21 protein-coding genes are annotated in these 19048 nt (G+C 68.9%); 13 read left to right on the top strand and 8 right to left on the bottom strand.

Annotated elements, in window-relative coordinates:
* Window positions 1–15 precede the first annotated feature (15 nt).
* From CY658_RS04455 to CY658_RS04445, 3 genes are read left to right on the top strand one after another with little or no spacing between them, the layout of a single operon-like run.
* Window positions 16–990, top strand: coding sequence for a Bug family tripartite tricarboxylate transporter substrate binding protein (locus tag CY658_RS04455; protein ID WP_099792218.1), 975 nt, complete (start codon window positions 16–18; stop codon window positions 988–990).
* The gene (locus CY658_RS04450) at window positions 987–2150 is read left to right on the top strand and encodes a CaiB/BaiF CoA transferase family protein (protein ID WP_101489030.1); all 1164 of its coding nucleotides are present in this window, start codon (window positions 987–989) and stop codon (window positions 2148–2150) included. Before CY658_RS04455 ends, CY658_RS04450 begins: the two co-directional genes overlap by 4 nt.
* Before the next feature lie 34 nt (window positions 2151–2184).
* Window positions 2185–2409: a hypothetical protein gene (locus CY658_RS04445; protein WP_101489029.1), complete on the top strand. Its 225-nt coding sequence runs from the start codon at window positions 2185–2187 to the stop codon at window positions 2407–2409.
* A 13-nt stretch (window positions 2410–2422) separates the two neighbouring features.
* Here CY658_RS04445 and CY658_RS04440 read toward each other — a convergent pair whose 3' ends face one another.
* Complete coding sequence (locus CY658_RS04440) at window positions 2423–4135, bottom strand: hydrogenase maturation protein (protein ID WP_101489028.1); 1713 nt, start codon at window positions 4133–4135, stop codon at window positions 2423–2425.
* 134 nt (window positions 4136–4269) lie between these two features.
* On the opposite strand from CY658_RS04440, the gene CY658_RS04435 reads away from it, so the two are divergent.
* Window positions 4270–5949 (top strand): SulP family inorganic anion transporter, encoded by a 1680-nt coding sequence (locus tag CY658_RS04435; protein ID WP_101489027.1) that lies wholly within the window; start codon window positions 4270–4272, stop codon window positions 5947–5949.
* Between the two features lie 3 nt (window positions 5950–5952).
* On the opposite strand, the gene CY658_RS04430 is transcribed toward CY658_RS04435, so the two are convergent.
* Entirely contained in the window at window positions 5953–6423 is a 471-nt protein-coding gene (locus CY658_RS04430) for an outer membrane protein assembly factor BamE (protein ID WP_257884680.1), read from the bottom strand.
* A 72-nt stretch (window positions 6424–6495) separates the two neighbouring features.
* Between CY658_RS04430 and CY658_RS04425 the strand changes: the two genes are divergently transcribed.
* The 7 genes from CY658_RS04425 (at window position 6496) to CY658_RS04395 (ending at window position 12119) form a co-directional block, all read left to right on the top strand.
* Window positions 6496–6702, top strand: a complete 207-nt coding sequence (locus CY658_RS04425) for a DUF3460 family protein (protein WP_056578352.1) — start codon at window positions 6496–6498, stop codon at window positions 6700–6702.
* Window positions 6703–6770: 68 nt separating this feature from the next.
* Window positions 6771–7607, top strand: coding sequence for a segregation and condensation protein A (locus CY658_RS04420; protein WP_101489025.1), 837 nt, complete (start codon window positions 6771–6773; stop codon window positions 7605–7607).
* A 20-nt stretch (window positions 7608–7627) separates the two neighbouring features.
* Window positions 7628–9211, top strand: coding sequence for an L-aspartate oxidase (gene nadB / locus CY658_RS04415; protein ID WP_101489024.1), 1584 nt, complete (start codon window positions 7628–7630; stop codon window positions 9209–9211).
* Between the two features lie 72 nt (window positions 9212–9283).
* Window positions 9284–10201 (top strand): 3-methyl-2-oxobutanoate hydroxymethyltransferase, encoded by a 918-nt coding sequence (gene panB, locus CY658_RS04410; RefSeq protein ID WP_257884678.1) that lies wholly within the window; start codon window positions 9284–9286, stop codon window positions 10199–10201.
* A 19-nt stretch (window positions 10202–10220) separates the two neighbouring features.
* Window positions 10221–11063 carry a pantoate--beta-alanine ligase gene (gene panC, locus CY658_RS04405; protein WP_101489023.1) on the top strand — a complete coding sequence of 281 codons (843 nt, stop codon included), beginning with the start codon at window positions 10221–10223 and terminating at the stop codon, window positions 11061–11063.
* Complete coding sequence (gene queE / locus CY658_RS04400) at window positions 11060–11698, top strand: 7-carboxy-7-deazaguanine synthase (RefSeq protein WP_101489022.1); 639 nt, start codon at window positions 11060–11062, stop codon at window positions 11696–11698. The genes panC and queE overlap by 4 nt, the downstream gene beginning before the upstream one ends.
* 58 nt (window positions 11699–11756) lie before the next feature.
* The gene (locus tag CY658_RS04395) at window positions 11757–12119 is read left to right on the top strand and encodes a 6-pyruvoyl trahydropterin synthase family protein (protein ID WP_101489021.1); all 363 of its coding nucleotides are present in this window, start codon (window positions 11757–11759) and stop codon (window positions 12117–12119) included.
* 117 nt (window positions 12120–12236) lie between these two features.
* Here CY658_RS04395 and nadA read toward each other — a convergent pair whose 3' ends face one another.
* The 6 genes from nadA to CY658_RS04365 all read right to left on the bottom strand — a co-directional run bounded on the left by nadA (window position 12237) and on the right by CY658_RS04365 (window position 16582).
* A complete protein-coding gene (nadA, locus tag CY658_RS04390) occupies window positions 12237–13352 on the bottom strand; it encodes a quinolinate synthase NadA (RefSeq protein WP_101489020.1) in 1116 nt (371 codons plus the stop codon).
* 6 nt (window positions 13353–13358) lie between these two features.
* A complete protein-coding gene (gene nadC / locus CY658_RS04385) occupies window positions 13359–14237 on the bottom strand; it encodes a carboxylating nicotinate-nucleotide diphosphorylase (RefSeq protein ID WP_101489019.1) in 879 nt (292 codons plus the stop codon).
* 20 nt (window positions 14238–14257) lie between these two features.
* A complete protein-coding gene (locus CY658_RS04380) occupies window positions 14258–15295 on the bottom strand; it encodes an NAD(P)H-dependent glycerol-3-phosphate dehydrogenase (RefSeq protein WP_101489018.1) in 1038 nt (345 codons plus the stop codon).
* Between the two features lie 28 nt (window positions 15296–15323).
* The gene (gene secB / locus CY658_RS04375; protein ID WP_099792246.1) at window positions 15324–15788 is read right to left on the bottom strand and encodes a protein-export chaperone SecB; all 465 of its coding nucleotides are present in this window, start codon (window positions 15786–15788) and stop codon (window positions 15324–15326) included.
* A 128-nt stretch (window positions 15789–15916) separates the two neighbouring features.
* The gene (grxC, locus tag CY658_RS04370; protein WP_101489017.1) at window positions 15917–16177 is read right to left on the bottom strand and encodes a glutaredoxin 3; all 261 of its coding nucleotides are present in this window, start codon (window positions 16175–16177) and stop codon (window positions 15917–15919) included.
* 21 nt (window positions 16178–16198) lie between these two features.
* Complete coding sequence (locus CY658_RS04365) at window positions 16199–16582, bottom strand: rhodanese-like domain-containing protein (protein ID WP_374221100.1); 384 nt, start codon at window positions 16580–16582, stop codon at window positions 16199–16201.
* A 105-nt stretch (window positions 16583–16687) separates the two neighbouring features.
* Here CY658_RS04365 and gpmA point away from each other — a divergent pair, with 105 nt between their 5' ends.
* Window positions 16688–17431, top strand: a complete 744-nt coding sequence (gpmA, locus tag CY658_RS04360) for a 2,3-diphosphoglycerate-dependent phosphoglycerate mutase (RefSeq protein WP_013543140.1) — start codon at window positions 16688–16690, stop codon at window positions 17429–17431.
* Window positions 17432–17554: 123 nt separating this feature from the next.
* Entirely contained in the window at window positions 17555–18997 is a 1443-nt protein-coding gene (locus CY658_RS04355) for a S41 family peptidase (RefSeq protein ID WP_101490221.1), read from the top strand.
* Window positions 18998–19048: the final 51 nt, after the last annotated feature.

Genomic DNA, 19048 nt, shown 5'->3' with positions numbered 1-19048 from the left:
CTCAGGAGACAACCCATGAAGCAAGAACTGCGAGCCCTCTCGTTCGCGGCCGCCGCGCTGCTGGCCTCGGCCGGCGCGCTGGCCGACACCTACCCCTCGCGCCCGATCACGCTGGTGGTGGGCTTCCCCGCCGGCGGCGGCGCCGACACCGTGGCGCGCATCGTGAGCGACAAGATGGCCAAGCTGCTCGGCCAGCCGATCGTCATCGACAACAAGCCAGGCGCCGGCACCACCATCGCGTCGGACCAGGTCGCGCGCGCCGCGCCCGACGGCTACACGCTGCTGCTGGGCAGCGCCAACCTCTACGGCAGCGACAAGCTGCTCTACAAGAGCGTGAAGTACGACGGTGCGAAAAGCTTCGTGCCGATCTCGCGCTGGAGCTCCGCGCCGATGCTGCTGGCCGTCAACAAGGACGTGAGCGCGAAGACCGTGCAGGCGCTGATCGCCGAGGCGCGGCAGAACCCCGGCAAGCTGGCGTACTCGTCGTCGGGCGCGGGCGTGGTCACGCACCTGGCCGGCCTGTCGTTCGAGAAGGCGGCCGGCGTGCAGATGCTGCATGTGCCGTACAAGGGCGGCGCCCCGTCGATCCAGGCCGTGGCCGCGGGCGACGTGCAGCTCACCTTCGGCACGCCGCCCTCGGTGCTGCCGATGGCGCAGGGCCAGAAGCTGCGCGTGCTGGCCGTCACCTCGGGCCAGCGCTCGCCGCTCTTTCCCGATGTGCCCAGCGTGGCCGAAGCCGGCGTGAAGGGCTACGACTACACCTTCTGGTTCGGCCTCTTCGCACCCGCAGGCCTGCCGCCCGAGGTGACGCAGAAGCTGTTCGACGCCAGCGTGGCGGCGCTCAACGACCCCGAGGTCAAGGCGCGGCTGGAGAAGTCGGGCAACGAGTCGGCGCCCTCGAAGTCGCTGGCCGAGTTCCGTGCCTGGGCCCTGGCCGAAGGCGCGAAGTCGAAGGAACTCACCGCGCGCTCCGGCGCGAGCATCGAATGACGACAGACGCATTCAAGGCAGGCCCGCTGCAGGGCTTCACCGTCATCGACCTGACCCGCGTGCTCGCGGGCCCGTACTGCACGATGCTGCTCGCCGACCTGGGCGCGCGCGTCATCAAGGTGGAGCAGCCGGGCCTGGGCGACGACGCGCGGCAGATCGGCCCCTTCGTCGAGGGCGACTCGGCCTACTTCATGTCGGTCAACCGCAACAAGGAGTCGATCGCGCTCGACCTGAAGGCGCCGGCCGACCGCGCGGTCTTCGAGCAGCTGCTGGCCACGGCCGACGTGCTGGTCGAGAACTTCCGGCCCGGCACGATGGAAAAGCTGGGCTACGACTGGCCGACGCTGCATGCGCGCTTTCCCCAACTGGTGTTCACCTCGGTCTCGGGCTTCGGCCAGACCGGCCCCTACAGCAGGCGCCCCGCCTACGACATGGTGGTGCAGGCGATGGGCGGCATCATGAGCCTCACCGGCCACCCGGGCGCACCGCCGACGCGCGTGGGCGTGTCGATCGGCGACCTCGGCGCGGGCCTGTACGCGGCCATCGGCACGCAGGCCGCGCTGCTGCAGCGCAGTCGCACGGGCCTGGGCGACAGGGTCGACGTGGCGATGCTCGACTGCCAGGTCGCGCTGCTCGAGAACGCGATCTCGCGCATGGAGGCCGAGGGCCGCGCGCCGGGGCCGATCGGCTCGCGGCATCCGTCGATCACGCCCTTCGACGTGTTCCGCGCGGCCGACGGCTGGTTCGTGATCGCGGCGGGCAACGACGCGCTGTTCCAGCGACTGTGCACCGCCCTTGACCTGCCCACGCTCGCCGAGGACGCGCGCTTTGCCACCAACGCCGCGCGCTGCCAGCACCACGAGGCGCTGAAGCAGTTGCTCGAAGAGCGCCTGTCGACCGCGCCCTGCGCGCACTGGCAGGCGCTGCTGATGCAGCACAACATTCCCACCGGCGACTACAACGACGTGGCGGCGGTAGTGAAAGACCCGCAGGTGCAGGCGCGCGAGATGCTGGTGCAGGTGCGCACGCAGGGCGGCCAGTCGCTCACGGTGGCGGGCAACCCGGTGCATGTCGGCGGGCTGCGCACGCAGGTGCGGCGGCAGCCGCCGCGGCTGGACCAGGACCGCGAGGCCATCCTGGCGTCACTCGCCCAAGCCTGAGCGGGACAAGGCCGGCGGGTGCAGAATCCGCCCCATGCAACGCAGTGACCGCCTCCGCCCCCTCGTCCTTTCTGCGCTCGGCCTCGCGGGTGCACTGCTGCTGAGCGGCTGCGCGGTGGTCAGCGTCGCGAGCACCGCCGTGAGCGTGGGCGCCGGCGCAGTCGGCCTCGCCGCCGATGCCGCCATCGGCACCGCGCGCATCACCGGCAAGGTGGTGGGTGCCGCGGCCGACGCGGTGATTCCCGACAGCAAGGACTGATCCGCTTCCCGTCTCAGCGCGGCAGGCCCAGCGCCGCGATGTGCGCGGGCGTGTGCTGTGCTTTTTCCTTGCGCACGAAGGCCGAACGCAGCGCCGCGTGCGGCTCGGCCGGATCGAAGAAATTGCGCCGCATGTGCGCCAGCTCCTCGTCGCGATACGCCTGCAGCGGCTTGACCGCCTCATCGCGGGCACGCGCCGCCTGCTTGTCTGCAAGGCGCGCAGCCAGGTCCGGCGATGCCGCCAGTTGCGCGGCCAGCCGGCCGACCTCGTCTCCCAGTTCTTCCGGTGCGGCCTGCAGCACCCGCTGCGCCAGGCCCAGCGCCACCGCACGCTTCGCGCTCACGGGCAGCGCCGACTGCGTGAGCCGCACGGCCTCGTCGGCGCCCACGCGGCGCGGCAGGCTGTAGGTCCAGTATTCGGAGCCGTGCAGGCCCATCAACGTGTAGTGCGGGTTGAGCACCACGCCGTCGCGGCACCACACCTCGTCGGCCGCGAGCGCGAGCATCACGCCGCCCGCTGCAGCGTTGCCGCCCAGCGCGGCCACCGTGAGGCGGTCGGTGGTGGTGAGCACGGCCTCGACCAGGTCGTTCATCGCGTGGATGTTGGCCCACGACTCTTCGGCCGGATCGGCCGCCGCTTCGATCACGTTCAGGTGAATGCCGTTGGAGAAAAAGTCGCGCAGCCCGCCGAGCACCAGCACCGACGTCGGCCGCGTGCAGGCGAAGCGGTAGGCAGCCAGCAGACGCCGGCATTGCGCAGTGCTCATGGCCCCGCCCGCGAACGAGAAGTTCAGCACGCCGACGGGGCCGTGTTCGCTGTAGCGCATGTCGGTCCAGGTGCGACGACCAGCCGGCAACTCGAGCGGCGCGGGCACTTCGGGCAAGCCCGCCGGCAGCCGCGCGCCCAGCGCCTCGACGGCCGGCAGCTTGTAGCTCGGCAGGCCGGAACCCGCCTCGCGCCAGGGCCGCAGTTGCGTGAGCCAGACCGCGCCGTTCACGGTGGCGCGGCAGACCGCGCCGGTGCGGGTGGCGATCAGGTCGCCGGGCGTGCCGCGCAGTTCGTCTTCGGCATGGCCGCCGTGCAGGAACCACGATGCGCCCAGCAGCTCGTCAAGCACGCCGGGTTGCGAGTCGGCCGCGCGCAAATGCTGCAGCACCGATTCGGTGGTCTGCGTGGCCCAGTCGATGCGGCGCTCGGCCTGCTTCATGAACGGCCGCCAGCCGGCGGCGAGGTCGGCCGCCTTCTGCCGCTTCGGCTTGTAGGTGCCCGAAGCGAAGCGCTCGACAGCCAGCAGCACCGCATCGATGGCGGCATCGGCCACCTCGCCGCGGTAGAGGTCGCTCTTGCCGGCCTGCGGCGGCACCTTCAGCGGCGACCAGGCCCAGACATCGCCCGCGTCCATCTCGGCCACGGCCTCGAGCACGGTGACGCCCCAGCTGTCGACGCCGCCCTGCAGCGTCCGGTCAAGCGACGACGGACCGCGGTCGCCGGGCGGGCCCGGATGCACGATCAGGCAGGTGTGGGCGCGCCAGACATCCTCGGGAATCGCCGTGGTCAGCATCGGCGCGACGACCAACGCCGGCGCATGCTGGCGCACCGCTTCGCGCAAGGCCTCGTCATCGCCGAGCGCCAGCACGATGCCTGCTGTGTGACCGCGGTCCTGGAGTTCGGCCAGCACGCGCTGCGTGAGGCTGTTGAAAGCGCTCGCGACGAGCAGGATGTGCATGGGCGACCTCATTGACGTTTGTTTCTAAACGTCAAAAATGTATCTTTCAGCCTCGCCACCGATAAGCTGACTGAAAGTACTCACGCCCGGGAAATCGCCGGCCCGCCGCGACGGCCGGGCCACAATGACCGCACATGTCATCGCCGCTGAACCTCACCCGCTTTCGCCCCCGCCTGATGGACACGATGGCGGGCTACGACCGGGGGCGGTTCCTGAGGGACCTGGGCGCGGGCGCCACGGTGGGCATCGTGGCGCTGCCGCTGGCCATGGCTTTTGCCATCGCCTCGGGGCTCAAGCCCGAGGCCGGCATCTGGACGGCGATCATCGCGGGCTTCCTGATCTCATTCTTGGGCGGCTCGGCCGTACAGATCGGCGGACCGGCGGGCGCGTTCATCGTGATCGTCTACGGCATCGTCGAGCGCTACGGCGTGGCCAACCTGCTGATCGCCACCGCCTGCGCGGGCGTGCTGCTGTTCATGGCGGGGCTGTTCGGGCTCGGGCGGCTGGTGCGCTTCGTGCCGCTGTCGATCGTGGTGGGCTTCACCAACGGCATCGCGGTGCTGATCCTGCTGTCGCAGCTCAAGGATTTGCTCGGCCTCACGGTGGAACGCATGCCAGCCGACGTGTTCTCGCAGCTGCACGCCATGGCGCTGCGGCTGGACACCTTCAATCCGCACGCCTTTGTGCTCGGGCTGGCCTGCGTGCTCGGCCTGCTGGCGTGGTCGCGGCTGTTTCGCGGCGACTCGGCGCTGGCGCGTGCGGTGCAGCGCGTAGGCGGGCGGTGGGTGCAGACGCGCCCGGTGCAGATCGTCGGGCGCATCCCGGGGCCGATCGTCGCGCTGGTGTCGCTCACGCTGGTGTCGTGGGGCTTCGCGCTGCCGGTGGAAACCATCGGCACGCGCTTCGGCGGCATTCCCGAGGGCGTACCGACCTTCGCGCTGCCCGATTTCTCGTGGGAGACCGTCAAGCAGCTGGTAACGCCGACGCTGACCATCGCGCTGCTCGGCGCCATCGAGTCGCTGCTGTGCGCGCGCGTGGCCGACCAGGTCAGCGGCCAGCCGCGCCACGACCCCAACCAGGAGCTGATGGCGCAGGGCATCGCGAACATCGTTACGCCCTTCTTCGGCGGCATGCCGGCCACGGGCACCATCGCGCGCACCGTGACCAACATCCGCTCGGGCGGCAGCTCGCCCATTGCGGGCATCGTGCATGCGGTCACGCTGCTGCTCGTGGTGCTGCTGGCGGCGCCGCTGGCACGCCATGTGCCGCTCGCGGTGCTGGCCGGCATCCTGGTGTTCGTGGGGCTGAACATGGGCGAATGGCGCGAGTTCACGCCCGGCCAGCTGCGTCACTTCAGCCGCCACTACCGGCTGCTGATGCTCGGCACCTTCTTCCTCACGGTGGTGTTCGACCTCACGGTGGCGGTGCAGGCGGGCCTCGTGCTCGCGTGCGCGCTCTTCATCCGGCGCATGAGCGGGCTGTTCAGCGTCGAACTCGTGACCTTGCAGCCGCCGGTGCTCACCTACCGGCTGTACGGCGCCATGTTCTTCGGCGCGGCGGCCAAGCTCGACGAAGCAGTGAACGCCGCCGAGCGCGCACCGCGCGGCATGACGGTGGTGCTCGACGCCACGCACCTGATCTACATCGATGCCACGGGCGTCGATGCGCTGCGGCAGTTGCACCGGGCGGTGCTGGCGCGCGACGGGTTATTGCGCATCGAGTCGCTGCAGCCGCAGCCGCTCGAGGTGCTGGAGCGTTCAGGCTTTGCCGAGGAGCTGACGACGGGCCAGCCCGGCGCGTCGCACGGCGCGTAGCTGCTACGGCGCCTCGGTGCCCCGATCAGGCGACGAGCCGCTGCGCACCACGCGCTGGTCGTCGTTCAGCGTGGCGGTGAAGACCATCGCCGAGCTGGGCGGCTGCACCCAGCGCCATTCCCATTCAGTCTCGCGCTTGAGCGCATAGGGCGTGACCTTGGCGGGCTTGCCGAGCAGCTTGCGCAGGTCTTCCATCATCATGCCGGGCTGCACCTTGGCGAAGTTCTCGGGCGTGAGCACCTGGCGCAGCGCGCTCATCTTGCCGTCGGCGCCGATGGTGATCATGTAGTTCTTCTGGCCCTGCGGCTGGCGGTTGAACTCCAGCACGCGGCCGTTGGGCACGTCCCAGACGTTCTCGGGTTCGCCGAAGCGCGCGCGCACGTCGGCCTCGGTCGAGACGCCTTCTTCGAGCTCGCTGATGCGCTGCGGATCGCAGCCCGCGAGCCCGATGAGTGCTGCCAGCAGTCCTGTCATGAGGCCGATCCGGGCCTTCTGAAATCGTTGCATGCCGTCCCCGGTAAAATTCGAGCGATAAAGGTCCAGTCTATGTCCATCTTCCGCCGCCCCCACTACACCTCCGAGATCACGAACTTCATCGAGGAGATGAAGGAAAAGAAGCCGACGCTGGAAGCCGAACAGCGCGCCGGCCGCGCCCTGCTCTGGGACAAGCACCTCGACCGCAGCCTGCTCGAGGAGTACAGCGAAGCCCGCGTGCCGATGCAGCCGTACGTCTACCAGACCCAACCCAAGTGAATCGTGCCCACCCGGCATCCCGCCGCCCCGCGTGCGCGCACAGCTATTAAGTTGATAGCAATCGCCTCATGAGCGCAGACGAGGACAACGGCACGATCGTGGCCAGCATGCCCGAGGTCGTCGACCAGGTCGCCCTGGCCCGGCTCTACGGCGAGCCGCTGTTCGCGATGCCGAAAGACCTGTACATCCCGCCCGAGGCGCTGCAGGTTTTTCTGGAGGCCTTCGAGGGCCCGCTCGACCTGTTGCTGTACCTGATCCGCAAGCAGAACTTCAACATCCTGGACATCCCGATGGCGGGGCTCACGCGGCAGTACCTGAGCTACGTCGACGAAATCCGCCAGACGAACCTCGAACTCGCGGCCGAATACCTGCTGATGGCCGCGATGCTGATCGAGATCAAGTCGCGCATGCTGCTGCCGCCCAAGAAGGTGGCCGACGGCGAAGAGGCCGAAGACCCGCGCGCCGAGCTGGTTCGCCGGCTCATGGAGTACGAGCAGACCAAGCTGCAGGCCGCCGCCCTCAGCGCGCTGCCGACCTACGGGCGCGACTTCTGGAAGGCGCAGGTCTACATCGAGCAGTCGATCAAGCCGCGCTTCCCCGACGTCGACGTGGTCGAGCTGCGCGACGCGTGGGCCGACATCATGAAGCGCGCCAAGCTCGTGCAGCACCACAAGATCTCGCGCGAAGAGCTCAACGTGCGCGAGCACATGAGCATCGTGCTGCGCCACCTGCAGGGCCAGCGTTTCGTCGAGTTCGAAAAGCTCTTCGACGTCTCGCGCGGCGTGCCCGTGCTGATCGTCACCTTCATCGCGATGCTCGAGCTCGCGAAAGAGACGCTGATCGACATCACGCAGGCCGAGGCCTTCGCCCCTATTTACGTCCGCCTGGCCTACGCGCCGGCCTGACCCAACCGGTTCCACTCCCCGTGACTTCTGCCGTACGCGACTTCGACGTCCTCATCGTCGGCAGCGGCCTCGCAGGCCTCTCCGCCGCGCTGCACCTGGCGCCCACGCACCGCGTGGCCGTGCTCACCAAGCGCGCACTGAACGACGGCTCCAGCGCCTGGGCGCAGGGCGGCATCGCGGCCGTGCTGGCGGCGGGCGACAGCTTCGACGCCCACGTGGAAGACACGCTCGTGGCCGGCGCCGGCCTGTGCGACCCCGAGGCCACGCGCTTCGTGGTCGAGGGCGCGCCGCAGGCCATCGGCTGGTTGCGCGAACTGGGCGTGCCTTTCTCGGAAGAAGGCGGCGACCTGCACCTGACGCGCGAAGGCGGCCACAGCCAGCGCCGCATCGTGCACGTGACCGACGCCACCGGTGCGGCCGTGCAGCAGGTGCTGATCGAGCGCGTGCGCCGCACGCCCAACATTACGCTGTTCGAGCACCACACGCTGGTCGACCTGGTCACCGGCACCAAGCTCGGGCTGGCCGATCCGTCGTGCCAGGGCCTGTACGCGCTGGACGACGAGACCGACGAGGTGCTGGCCTTTCGCGCGCCGCACACCATCCTGGCGACCGGCGGCGCAGGCAAGGTGTACCTGTACACCACCAACCCCGACACCGCCACCGGTGACGGCATTGCCGCCGCCTGGCGCGCGGGCTGCCGGGTGTCGAACCTGGAGTTCATCCAGTTCCACCCGACCTGCCTGTACCACCCGCACGCCAAGTCGTTCCTGATCAGCGAAGCGGTGCGCGGCGAAGGCGGCCTGCTGAAATTGCCCGACGGCACGCGCTTCATGCCCACGCATGACGAACGCGCCGAACTCGCGCCGCGCGACGTGGTGGCCCGTGCCATCGACTTCGAGATGAAGAAGCACGGCCTCGACTGCGTCTACCTCGACATCTCGCATCAGCCGCCCGCGTTCCTGAAAGAACACTTTCCCAACATCCTGGCGCGCTGCCTGGAGCTGGGCATCGACATCACACGCGAGCCGATTCCCGTCGTGCCCGCCGCGCACTACACCTGCGGCGGCGTGCTCAGCGACCTGGCCGGGCGCACCGACATCCCCGGCCTGTACGCCATCGGCGAAACCGCCTGCACCGGCCTGCACGGCGCCAACCGGCTGGCCAGCAACTCGCTGGTGGAGTGCATGGTGTTCGCACGCGCCGCGGCCGACGCCATTGCGCAGGCGCCGTCGCGCGAACGCGCCGCGCTGCCCGCCTGGGACGAAAGCCGCGTCACCGACGCCGACGAAGCCGTGGTCATCTCCCACAACTGGGACGAGCTGCGCCGCTTCATGTGGGACTACGTCGGCATCGTGCGCACCAACAAGCGCCTGGAGCGTGCGAGCCACCGCATCGCGCTGCTGCAGGCCGAGATCCAGGAGTTCTACGCGAACTTCCACGTCACGCGCGACCTGCTCGAACTGCGCAACCTGGTGCAGGTGGCCGAGCTGATCGTGCGTTCCGCGCAGGCCCGCCACGAGAGCCGTGGCCTGCATTTCAGTCGCGATTACCCTTCGCTGGCCGAGCCCACCGCACCCACCGTGCTGGTGCCGCCGGTCGACTGACCCCACCCTTCGTCACCTTTCGATCACCCTCAGGATGCCCGGCCACCGACGCCCGCAGGGAGAAAGCCAACCATGTCGAACACACCTTCCACACCCACCTCACCGTCCGAAGCTCTGTCCGAAGCCCCGGCCGGCACGCCCTACGGCACGCTGCCGCCCGCCTCGCCGCTGGCACAGCGCAAGCCCGTGAGCCTGCCGCGGCTGGCGGACATGCATGCGCGCGGCGAAAAGATCGCCATGCTCACCGCCTACGACGCCACCTTCGCGGCCATGGCCGACGCGGCCGGCATCGACTGCCTGCTGGTCGGCGACTCGCTGGGCATGGTCTGCCAGGGCCTGAACAGCACCGTGGGCGTGAGCCTGGAAGCCATGCGCTATCACACCGACAGCGTCTCGCGCGGCCTGCGCCGCGTGCAGGGCACGACCTGGCTCATCGCCGACCTGCCCTTCGGCAGTTATCAAGAATCGCGCGAGCAGGCCCTGCGCAGTGCCACCGTGCTGATGCAGGCCGGCGCGCACATGGTCAAGCTCGAAGGCGGCGGCTGGACCACCGAAACGGTGCGCTTCCTGGTCGAACGCGGCATTCCCGTGTGCGCCCACCTCGGCCTGACGCCGCAGACCGTGCATGCGCTCGGCGGCTACCGCGTGCAGGGCAAGGGCGACACCGCCGGTGCGCTGCTCAAGCAGCAGGCTCACGCGCTGCAGGACGCGGGCGCCGCCATGCTGGTGCTCGAGATGGTGCCGGCCGCGCTGGCCGCCGAGCTCACGGCCGAGCTGAAACACTGCGCCACCATCGGCATCGGCGCCGGCAAGGCCACCGCCGGCCAGGTGCTCGTGCTGCACGACATGCTGGGCATCAACCTCGGGAAGATGCCGAAGTTCGTGCGCAACTTCATGGCCGACGCGCCGGGCGTGCTGCCCGCGCTGCAGGCCTACGTGCAGGCCGTGAAGAACGGCAGCTTCCCCGACGACCGCCTCCACGCCTGGTAAGCCCCCAAGGACACCGACCATGTACATCGCCAAGACCATCGACGAACTGCGCCAGCACCTGTCGTCCAGCCAGCGCCCCGCCTTCGTGCCCACCATGGGCAACCTGCACGAGGGCCACCTCGCGCTCGTGCGCCAGGCCAAGCCGCTGGGCGACGCCACGGTGGCGAGCATCTTCGTGAACCGCCTGCAGTTTTTGCCGCACGAAGACTTCGACACCTACCCGCGCACCTGGGACAGCGACTGCGAGAAGCTGCGCGCCGCCGGCTGCGACGTGCTGTTCGCGCCCGACGAGAAGGCGCTCTACCCCGAGCCCCAGACCTGCAAGGTGCACCCCGACCCGACGCTGGCCGATCTGCTCGAAGGGCATTTCCGCCCCGGCTTCTTCATCGGCGTGTGCACGGTGGTGATGAAGCTGTTCCAGTGCGTGCAGCCGCGCGTGGCCGTGTTCGGCAAGAAGGACTACCAGCAGCTCATGATGATCCGCCACATGGTGCGGCAGTTTGCGTTGCCCATCGAGATCATCGGCGGCGAGACCTTCCGCGCCGACGACGGCCTGGCGCTCTCGTCGCGCAACGGCTACCTGAGCGCCACCGAACGCGCCGAGGCCGTGCAGCTGTCGAAGGCGCTGCGAGACATGGCCGAGGCCGTGCGCGCCGGCGAGCGCGACGTGGCCGCCCTCGAGGCGCGCGCCATGCAGTCGCTTGCACAGCGCGGCTGGCAGCCCGACTACCTCGTGCTGCGCCGCCGCGCCGACCTGCAGACGCCGCAACCCGGCGATGCGCTTGTGGCCCTGGCCGCCGCGCGGCTGGGCAATACGCGGCTCATCGACAACCTCGAAATCGACACGCCGCTCGCCGCATGACTTACAGCGTCAAGGAAATCTTCTACACCTTGCAGGGCGAAGGCGGCCAGGCCGGCATGCCGGCCGTGTTCTGCCGCTTCGCCGGCTGCAACCTCTGGACCGGCCGCGAGGAAGACCGCGACACGGCCGTCTGCCGTTTCTGCGACACCGACTTCGTCGGCACCGACGGCACGCTGGGCGGCAAGTTCAAGAGCGCCGACCAACTCGCCGACACCATCGCCGCGCAATGGCCCGCCGGCGACACCGCGCACCGGCTGGTCGTACTCACCGGTGGCGAGCCGCTGCTGCAGGTCGATGCGGCGCTGGTCGACGCGCTGCACGCGCGGCACTTCCGCATCGCGGTCGAGAGCAACGGCACGGTCGCCGCGCCCGCCGGCATCGACTGGCTGTGCATCAGCCCCAAGGCCGGCGCGCCGTGGGTGCAGCAGCGCGGCCAGGAGCTCAAGCTGGTGTGGCCGCAGGCCGGCTTCGACCTCGACACGATGGCGCGCACGGGCGAGTTCACGCACCGCTTTCTGCAGCCGATGGACGGGCCCGACCGGCTCGCCAACACCGAACGCTGCATCGACGAATGCATGAAGCAGCCGGTGTGGCGCCTCAGCGTGCAGACCCACAAGATCACGGGCATCCGCTGACGCGGCGGCCTCTTTTCTTCTCTTTTCTCCGTTTCCGAGTTTCTTTTTTCTTCCGACGATGCGCTTCACCATCAGCCAACGCTTCTTCTTCGACGCCGCCCACACGCTCAAACGCGAGATCGAAGTCGAAGGCAGCCGCCGTATTCACGGCCACACGTATCACGCGGAAGTGTGGCTCGCGGGCGAGCGCGATCCGGTGACGGGCATGGTGATCGACCTGGGCCTGCTGCGCCGGCGGCTCGAGGACGTGCGCGAGCAGCTCGACCACCATCTGCTGGACGACGTGCCGGGGCTGCATCCGCCGACGCTGGAGAACCTGTGCGTGTTCATTGCAGAGGCGTTGCCGGATTTGCGGGAGTCGCTGGCGCGCGTGCGCGTGTGGCGCGAGGCGCTGGGCGATTCCTGCACGGTGGAGTTCTAGGTTTTTCTCCCTCCCCCGCTGGGGGAGGGCCGGGGTGGGGGCACGCGGCGTATCCATCGGACGCTCTGCCCGCCCCCATCCCAACCTTCCCCCAGCGGGGGAAGGAGCAAGACAGGATCAGGCGGCGCCGATGCCTTCGATCAGACTGCCGGGCTGCTGCCCGTTCTTCAACCCAGCCGTGAACGCCAGCATCCGATCGATCGGCACCCGAGCCCGCACGCCCAGTGCCGGATCGACGTGGATCTCGCCCGCGCCGGTCTCCAGCGCATTCGCCAGTTCGACCAGCCCGTTCATCGCCATCCACGGGCAATGCGCGCAACTCTTGCACGTGCCGCCGTTGCCCGCCGTGGGCGCTTCGATGAAGGTCTTGCCGGGGTTCAGCGTGCGCAGCTTGTGCAGCATGCCGGTGTCGGTCGCGACGATGAACTCGGTCGCGTCGAAGCGCTGCGCCGCGTTCAGGATGGCCGAGGTGGAACCCACCGCATGCGCCAGCGCGATCACGTCCGACGGCGACTCGGGGTGCACCAGCACCTTGGCCTTCGGGTGTTCCTTCATGAGCAGCTCGAGTTCGAGCGACTTGAATTCGTCGTGCACGATGCACGCGCCGTTCCAGCTGACCATGTCGGCGCCGGTCTGGCGGCGGATGTAGTCGCCCAGGTGGCGGTCGGGGCCCCAGAGGATCTTCTGGCCGGCCGCGTGCAGCGCGTTGACCACGTCGAGCGCGCAGCTGGAGGTGACGAGCCAGTCGGCGCGCGCCTTCACGGCTGCGCTGGTGTTGGCGTAGACCACCACGGTGCGGTCGGGATGCGCATCGCAGAAGGCGCTGAATTCGTCGACCGGGCAGCCCAGGTCGAGCGAGCAGTTCGCGTCGAGGTCGGGCATCAGCACGCGCTTTTCGGGCGAGAGGATCTTCGAGGTCTCGCCCATGAAGCGCACGCCCGACACCACCAGCGTGGTGGCGGCGTGGTCGCGACCGAAGCGCGCCATCTCGAGCGAATCGCTCACGATGCCGCCGGTTTCCTCGGCCAGATCCTGCAGGTCGGGGTGCACGTAGAAGTGCGACACCATCACCGCGTTGCGTTCGCGCAGCAGCCGGCGAATGCGCTCCTTCAGCGCGATGCGTTCATCGGGCGAAGGCTCGGGGGGCACGCGGGCCCAGGCGTGGCGCGTGTCGCAGACCGAGCCCTCCGCGGGCTGTTCGTAGTCGACATCGATGACGGAAGCGGTCGTCATGGCGGTTCAGTGGTTCAGGAAGCGCATCGAGTAGTCGATGGCCTTCACGTCCTTGGTCAACGCGCCGATCGAGATCCGGTCGACACCGGTCTCGGCCAGGGCGCGCAGGCCGTCCAGCGTGACGCCGCCCGAAATCTCGAGCACGGCCTTGCGATCGGCGCCCACGGCGTCGTTCAGGCGCACGGCCTCGCGCAGCGTGGGCAGGTCCATGTTGTCGAGCAGCACCATGCGGGCGCCGGCGTCCAGCGCTTCCTGCAGCTGGGCCAGGGTCTCGACCTCGACCTCGACGAACGCGGCCTGCGCGGCCACGGGCGCCACCGCGCGCAGGGCGGCGGCCACGCCACCGGCCGCGGCGATGTGGTTTTCCTTGATGAGCACCGCGTCGTACAGGCCGATGCGGTGGTTCAGCCCGCCGCCGGTGCGCACGGCGTACTTCTGCGCCAGGCGCAGGCCCGGCAGGGTCTTGCGGGTGTCGACGATGCGCGCGCGCGTGCCCTTCACGGCGTCGGCGTAAAGCGCGGTCTTGGTGGCGACGGCACTCAGCAGCTGCAGGAAGTTGAGCGCGGTGCGTTCGGCCGTCAGCAGCGCGCGGGCGCCGCCTTCGATTTCGAGCACGGGCTGGTCGGCGGCGCAGCGTTCGCCCTCGCCGCACAGCCAGGTGATGCGCGCCTGCGGATCGAGCCGCCGCACGGTGGCCTCGACCCAGGGCGCGCCGCAGACCACAGCGGTTTCGCGCGCGAGCACGCGGGCATGGGCCGTGCGGGAGGCGTCGACCAGCGAGGCGGTCAGGTCGCCGTCGGCGACGTCTTCCTGCAGGGCGCGGGCGACGTCGGACTCGGCCAGCGCGGCGACGGCCGACGCCGAGAAATCAAAGCGAAGGCTCATGTCTCTGGAATCTCTAATTTTCAGGAGGAGTGACGGGGGACCGAACCGGCTTGCACCGATTCCGGCACCGGGTCGCGCCCGGTCAGCGCCGCGACGGCATCGCGCGGGCTCACCTGGCCGTCGAGCAGCGCAACCACGCCTTCGGCGATGGGCATCTCGATGCCCAGGCCGCGCGCGCGCTGCACCACGGTGCGGGCGCAGTACACGCCCTCGGCCACGTGGCCCAGCGAATCGACGGCCTGCGCGAGCGTGCGGCCCTGGGCCAGCAGCAGCCCGACCTTGCGGTTGCGCGAGAGGTCGCCGGTGGAAGTCAGCACGAGGTCGCCCAGGCCCGACAGGCCCATGAAGGTGTCGGCGCGGGCACCGAGCGCCAGGCCGAAGCGGGTCATTTCGGCCAGGCCGCGCGTGATCAGCGCCGCGCGGGCGTTGAGCCCGAGCGCGAGGCCGTCGCACAGCCCGGTGGCGATGGCGAGCACGTTCTTCACGGCACCGCCGACCTCGACGCCGACGATGTCGTCGTTGGCGTACACGCGCAGGGCTGGGCCATGAAAAGCGTCGACCAGCGCATCGCGCACGCCGGCATGCGGGCTGGCGGCCACCAGCGCGGTCGGACGCCCTTCGGCGACCTCTTGCGCAAAGCTGGGGCCGCTGAGCACGCCCGCCTTCAATTCGGGCGCAACCTGCGCCCAGATTTCGTGGGCGAGCAGGCCGAAGGCGGTGGGAGAGGAGGTATCGAGCGCGGGCTCGACGCCCTTGCACAGCCACGCCACCTGGGCGGTGGTGCCGCGCAAGGCGATCAGCTGTTCGCGCAGGGCGGCCATGGGCGTGGCGACGATGACGAGGTCGGCCCCGGCCTGCGCCTGGGCGATGTCGCCCGCGCGCACGGCCAGCGAGGCCGGCAGGGCCAGTCCGGGAAGGTAGCGGGTGTTTTCACGCGCGGCCGACATGGCGTCGGCCTGGGCGGCGTCGCGCGCCCACAGCGTGACCTCGTGGCGGGCCGCCGCGTTGACTGCGACGGCCGTGCCCCAGGCACCGGCGCCATGAACGCAGATCTTCATCGTGCGTTGGCGGCGTCGTGCGGCCTGTTTACTGGGCGAGGGTGGGTGCAGCCTGGCCGGCGGCCTGGGCTTGCTGCTGCTCGTACATGGCCTGGAAGTTGATTTCGGCCAGGTGCACGGGCGGGAAGCCGCCGCGCTGGATCACGTCGGCGACGTTGCCGCGCAGGTACGGGTAGACGATCTGCGGGCAGGCGATGCCCAGGATCGGGCCCATCTGGTCTTCCGGCAGGTTGCGGATCTCGAAGATGCCGGCTTGCTTGGCTTCGACCAGGAACACGGTGCGGTCGTCGATCTTGGTCTGCACGGTGGCCGACACGGTGATCTCGAAGATGCCGTCGGCCACGGGCTGGGCGTCCACGCCGAGCTGGATGTCGACGGTGGGCTGCGTCTGCTCCAGCAGGATCGCGGGCGAGTTGGGTTGTTCGAGCGACAGGTCCTTGAGGTAGACGCGCTGGATCTGGAACACGGGATCTTGGGCTTGCTGGTCGGCCATGGCTGAACTTTCGAGGATCAAAACAATGCCCGCCGGGGAGAGGGTCCCGCAGCGGGCTGCAGATGAGGGAACAAACGATTATCGCCCGACGGCCCGCGCACTTTCGTGACGCTGGGCCGCCGTAGGCTTCAGGCGGCCTGCAGCAGCGGGACGAGGCCGCCGCGGCTGTCCAGGGCCTGCAGGTCGTCGCAACCGCCCACGTGGGTGTCGCCGATGAAGATCTGCGGCACCGTGCGGCGCTGGGTGATCTCCATCATGGTGTTGCGGGCTTGCGGGTCGGTGTCGATGCGGATCTCTTCGATCTCTTCGACGCCCTTGGCCTTGAGGATCTGCTTGGCACGCGTGCAGTACGGGCAGAACGCGGTGGTGTACATCTTGACGGCTTGCATGCGCTTTACCTTGGGGAAGAGTTAAGCCTTTTCAACCGGCAGATTAGCCTCTTTCCAGGCCTTGAGCCCGCCAGCGACGGCTTGGGCCTGCTCGTAGCCGAGCTTCTTGGCCGTGGCCACGGCGCGCTGGGCGCGGGCGCCGGTGGCGCACACCAGCAGCAACGGCACGTTCTTGTTCTTGACCGCGCCAGCCAGCTTTTCCTCGAGCAGGTTCAACGGGACGTTCTTGGCGCCGATCATGTGGCCGCCGGCAAACTCTTCGGGTTCGCGCACGTCGACCAGCACCGCGCGCTCGCGGTTGATGAGCTGTACAGCACCCTGGGCCGTGAGCGTGCCGCCGCCCGCACCCCGGAGCATCGGCCAGGCCAGCATGCCGCCCGAAGTGAGCGCCATCAGGATCAGCATCCAGTTCGCGGTGACGAATTCGATCAATTTCACGGGGGTTCCTTGGATGGCAAACCCGGGATTTTAGAATGCTGGTTTTCCCACGCGCTGCCAAAGGCCTCCGACATGCACAAACTGGTACTGATCCGCCATGGCGAATCGACCTGGAATCTCGAAAACCGTTTCACCGGCTGGACCGACGTCGACCTGACCGAGACCGGCGTCGAGCAGGCCAAGCAGGCCGGCCGGCTGCTCAAGGCCGAGGGCTACGACTTCGACGTGGCCTACACCAGCGTGCTCAAGCGCGCCACCCGCACCCTCTGGCACACGCTCGACGAACTCGACCGCACCTGGCTGCCCGTGGTGCACTCCTGGCGCCTCAACGAACGCCACTACGGCGGCCTGCAGGGCCTGAACAAGGCCGAAACCGCCAAGAAGTACGGCGACGAGCAGGTGCTGGTCTGGCGCCGCAGCTACAGCACCCCGCCGCCGCCGCTGGAAGCCGACGACCCGCGCAGCGAGCGCTCCGACGTGCGCTACGCCAAGCTGTCGCCCGAGCAGATTCCGCTGACCGAATGCCTGAAGGACACGGTGGCGCGCGTGCTGCCGTTCTGGAACGAATCGATGGCCCCGGCCATCCGCACCGGCCGCCGGCTGGTGGTGGCCGCGCACGGCAACTCGATCCGCGCACTGGTGAAGTACCTGGACGGCATCTCGGACGACGCCATCGTCGGCCTGAACATCCCGAACGGCATTCCGCTGGTCTACGAGCTCGACGACGACCTCAAGCCCCTGCGCCACTACTACCTGGGCGATGCCGCCGCCGCCGAAAAGGCCGCCGCCGCGGTGGCGTCGCAAGGCAAGGGCTGAAGACGTAAGCAAAAGAAGAAAACCCGGCTTGCCGGTCCCTCCGTGGAACCCCGGCAGGCAATTTGCTTCCAAGCTGTGTATATTGGTTCGACAGCCGTCGACATACAGGACATTTCACTCATGATGGGCCAGAAACTGAAGATCACCGGCTGGGTCGCCGCCGGCGCCGTTGCTGGCGTCCTGACCACCGTCTCGCTGCAGACGGTCGCGCGAGGTTCGCTCGCGCCGCTCCCCCTCGAGGAACTGCAGCAGCTTGCGGCCGTCTTCGGGATGGTCAAGAGCGACTATGTCGAGGCGGTCGATGAGAAGAAACTCATCTCCGACGCCATCTCGGGCATGGTCGCCGGGCTCGATCCGCACTCGCAGTACTTCGACAAGAAGTCCTTCAAGGAATTCCGCGAGGGCACCACGGGCCGCTTCGTCGGCGTGGGCATCGAAATCTCGCAGGAAGACGGCCTCATCAAGGTCGTCTCCCCCATCGAAGGCTCGCCGGCCTTCCGCGCCGGCTTGAAGCCGAACGACCTGATCACCAAGATCGACGACACCGCCGTGCGCGGCCTGTCGCTGAACGAAGCCGTCAAGCGCATGCGCGGCGAGGCCAACACCAAGGTGCTGCTGACCATCTTCCGCAAGGACGAGAGCCGCACCTTCCCGGTCACGATCACGCGTGAGGAAATCCGTACCCAGTCGGTGCGCGGCAAGATGATCGAGCCGGGCTACGGCTGGATCCGCCTGTCGCAGTTCCAGGAGCGTACGGTCGACGACTTCGTCAAGAAGATCGAAGAGCTCTACAAGGAAGACCCGAACCTCAAGGGCCTGGTGCTCGACCTGCGCAACGACCCGGGCGGCCTGCTCGACGCGGCGGTGGCGGTGTCGGCGGCCTTCCTGCCCGAGAACGTCACGGTGGTCACCACCGACGGCCAGCTGGCCGAAAGCAAGTCGATCTACAAGGCGGCACCCGAGTTCTATCAGCGCCGTTCGGGCAGCGACCCGCTGCGCAACGTGCCGGCAGCGCTCAAGAACGTGCCGCTGGTGGTGCTGGTGAACGAAGGCTCGGCCTCGGCCAGCGAAATCGTGGCCGGCGCGCTGCAGGACCACAAGCGCGCCACCATCATGGGCAGCCAGACCTTCGGCAAGGGCTCGGTGCAAACGGTGCGCCCGCTCGGCCCCGATACCGGCCTGAAGATCACCACGGCGCGCTACTACACGCCGAGCGGCACCTCGATCCAGGCCAAGGGCATCGTGCCCAACGTGCTGATCGACGAAAGCGCCGAGGGCAGCCCCTTCGCCGCCCTGCGCATGCGCGAGGCCGACCTCGAGAAGCACCTGGCCAGCGGCCAGGGCCCCGAGGTGAAAGACCCCGAGCGTGAAAAGGCCCGCGACGAAGCCCGCAAGCGCCTCGAGGAAGAAGCCAAGAAGCCGCCGCAGGACCGCAAGGTGCCCGAGTTCGGCACCGACAAGGACTTCCCGCTGGTGCAGGCGCTCAACCGCCTGAAGGGCCAGCCGGTGCTCGTGAGCAAGACGCAGGTCATCGTCGACAACAAGGACGAGAAGAAGGAAAACTGATCCGGCGAGCGGGCCGCACCCTGCGTGCGGTTCGCGCCACCGGTGTTTTTC

Source organism: Variovorax sp. RO1 (genome assembly GCF_002849325.1).
Lineage (GTDB): Bacteria > Pseudomonadota > Gammaproteobacteria > Burkholderiales > Burkholderiaceae_C > Variovorax.
The sequence above is the reverse complement of the archived record's forward strand: the minus strand, read 5'-3'. Positions and strand labels throughout refer to the sequence as shown.

Bases quoted from the DNA above. Each gene is read 5' to 3' on its own strand.
- CY658_RS04365 (WP_374221100.1), bottom strand. From the start codon at position 16,582: ATGCTGATCCTGATGGCGCTCACTTCGGGCGGCATGCTGGCCTGGCCG.
- panC (WP_101489023.1), top strand. From the start codon at position 10,221: ATGTACATCGCCAAGACCATCGACGAACTGCGCCAGCACCTGTCGTCC.
- CY658_RS04355 (WP_101490221.1), top strand. From the start codon at position 17,555: ATGGGCCAGAAACTGAAGATCACCGGCTGGGTCGCCGCCGGCGCCGTT.
- CY658_RS04450 (WP_101489030.1), top strand. From the start codon at position 987: ATGACGACAGACGCATTCAAGGCAGGCCCGCTGCAGGGCTTCACCGTC.
- CY658_RS04425 (WP_056578352.1), top strand. From the start codon at position 6,496: ATGTCCATCTTCCGCCGCCCCCACTACACCTCCGAGATCACGAACTTC.
- nadC (WP_101489019.1), bottom strand. From the start codon at position 14,237: ATGAGCCTTCGCTTTGATTTCTCGGCGTCGGCCGTCGCCGCGCTGGCC.
- CY658_RS04435 (WP_101489027.1), top strand. From the start codon at position 4,270: ATGTCATCGCCGCTGAACCTCACCCGCTTTCGCCCCCGCCTGATGGAC.
- secB (WP_099792246.1), bottom strand. From the start codon at position 15,788: ATGGCCGACCAGCAAGCCCAAGATCCCGTGTTCCAGATCCAGCGCGTC.
- grxC (WP_101489017.1), bottom strand. From the start codon at position 16,177: ATGCAAGCCGTCAAGATGTACACCACCGCGTTCTGCCCGTACTGCACG.
- queE (WP_101489022.1), top strand. From the start codon at position 11,060: ATGACTTACAGCGTCAAGGAAATCTTCTACACCTTGCAGGGCGAAGGC.
- nadA (WP_101489020.1), bottom strand. From the start codon at position 13,352: ATGACGACCGCTTCCGTCATCGATGTCGACTACGAACAGCCCGCGGAG.
- CY658_RS04395 (WP_101489021.1), top strand. From the start codon at position 11,757: ATGCGCTTCACCATCAGCCAACGCTTCTTCTTCGACGCCGCCCACACG.
- CY658_RS04420 (WP_101489025.1), top strand. From the start codon at position 6,771: ATGAGCGCAGACGAGGACAACGGCACGATCGTGGCCAGCATGCCCGAG.
- CY658_RS04380 (WP_101489018.1), bottom strand. From the start codon at position 15,295: ATGAAGATCTGCGTTCATGGCGCCGGTGCCTGGGGCACGGCCGTCGCA.
- CY658_RS04440 (WP_101489028.1), bottom strand. From the start codon at position 4,135: ATGCACATCCTGCTCGTCGCGAGCGCTTTCAACAGCCTCACGCAGCGC.
- CY658_RS04455 (WP_099792218.1), top strand. From the start codon at position 16: ATGAAGCAAGAACTGCGAGCCCTCTCGTTCGCGGCCGCCGCGCTGCTG.
- gpmA (WP_013543140.1), top strand. From the start codon at position 16,688: ATGCACAAACTGGTACTGATCCGCCATGGCGAATCGACCTGGAATCTC.
- panB (WP_257884678.1), top strand. From the start codon at position 9,284: ATGTCGAACACACCTTCCACACCCACCTCACCGTCCGAAGCTCTGTCC.
- CY658_RS04430 (WP_257884680.1), bottom strand. From the start codon at position 6,423: ATGACAGGACTGCTGGCAGCACTCATCGGGCTCGCGGGCTGCGATCCG.
- CY658_RS04445 (WP_101489029.1), top strand. From the start codon at position 2,185: ATGCAACGCAGTGACCGCCTCCGCCCCCTCGTCCTTTCTGCGCTCGGC.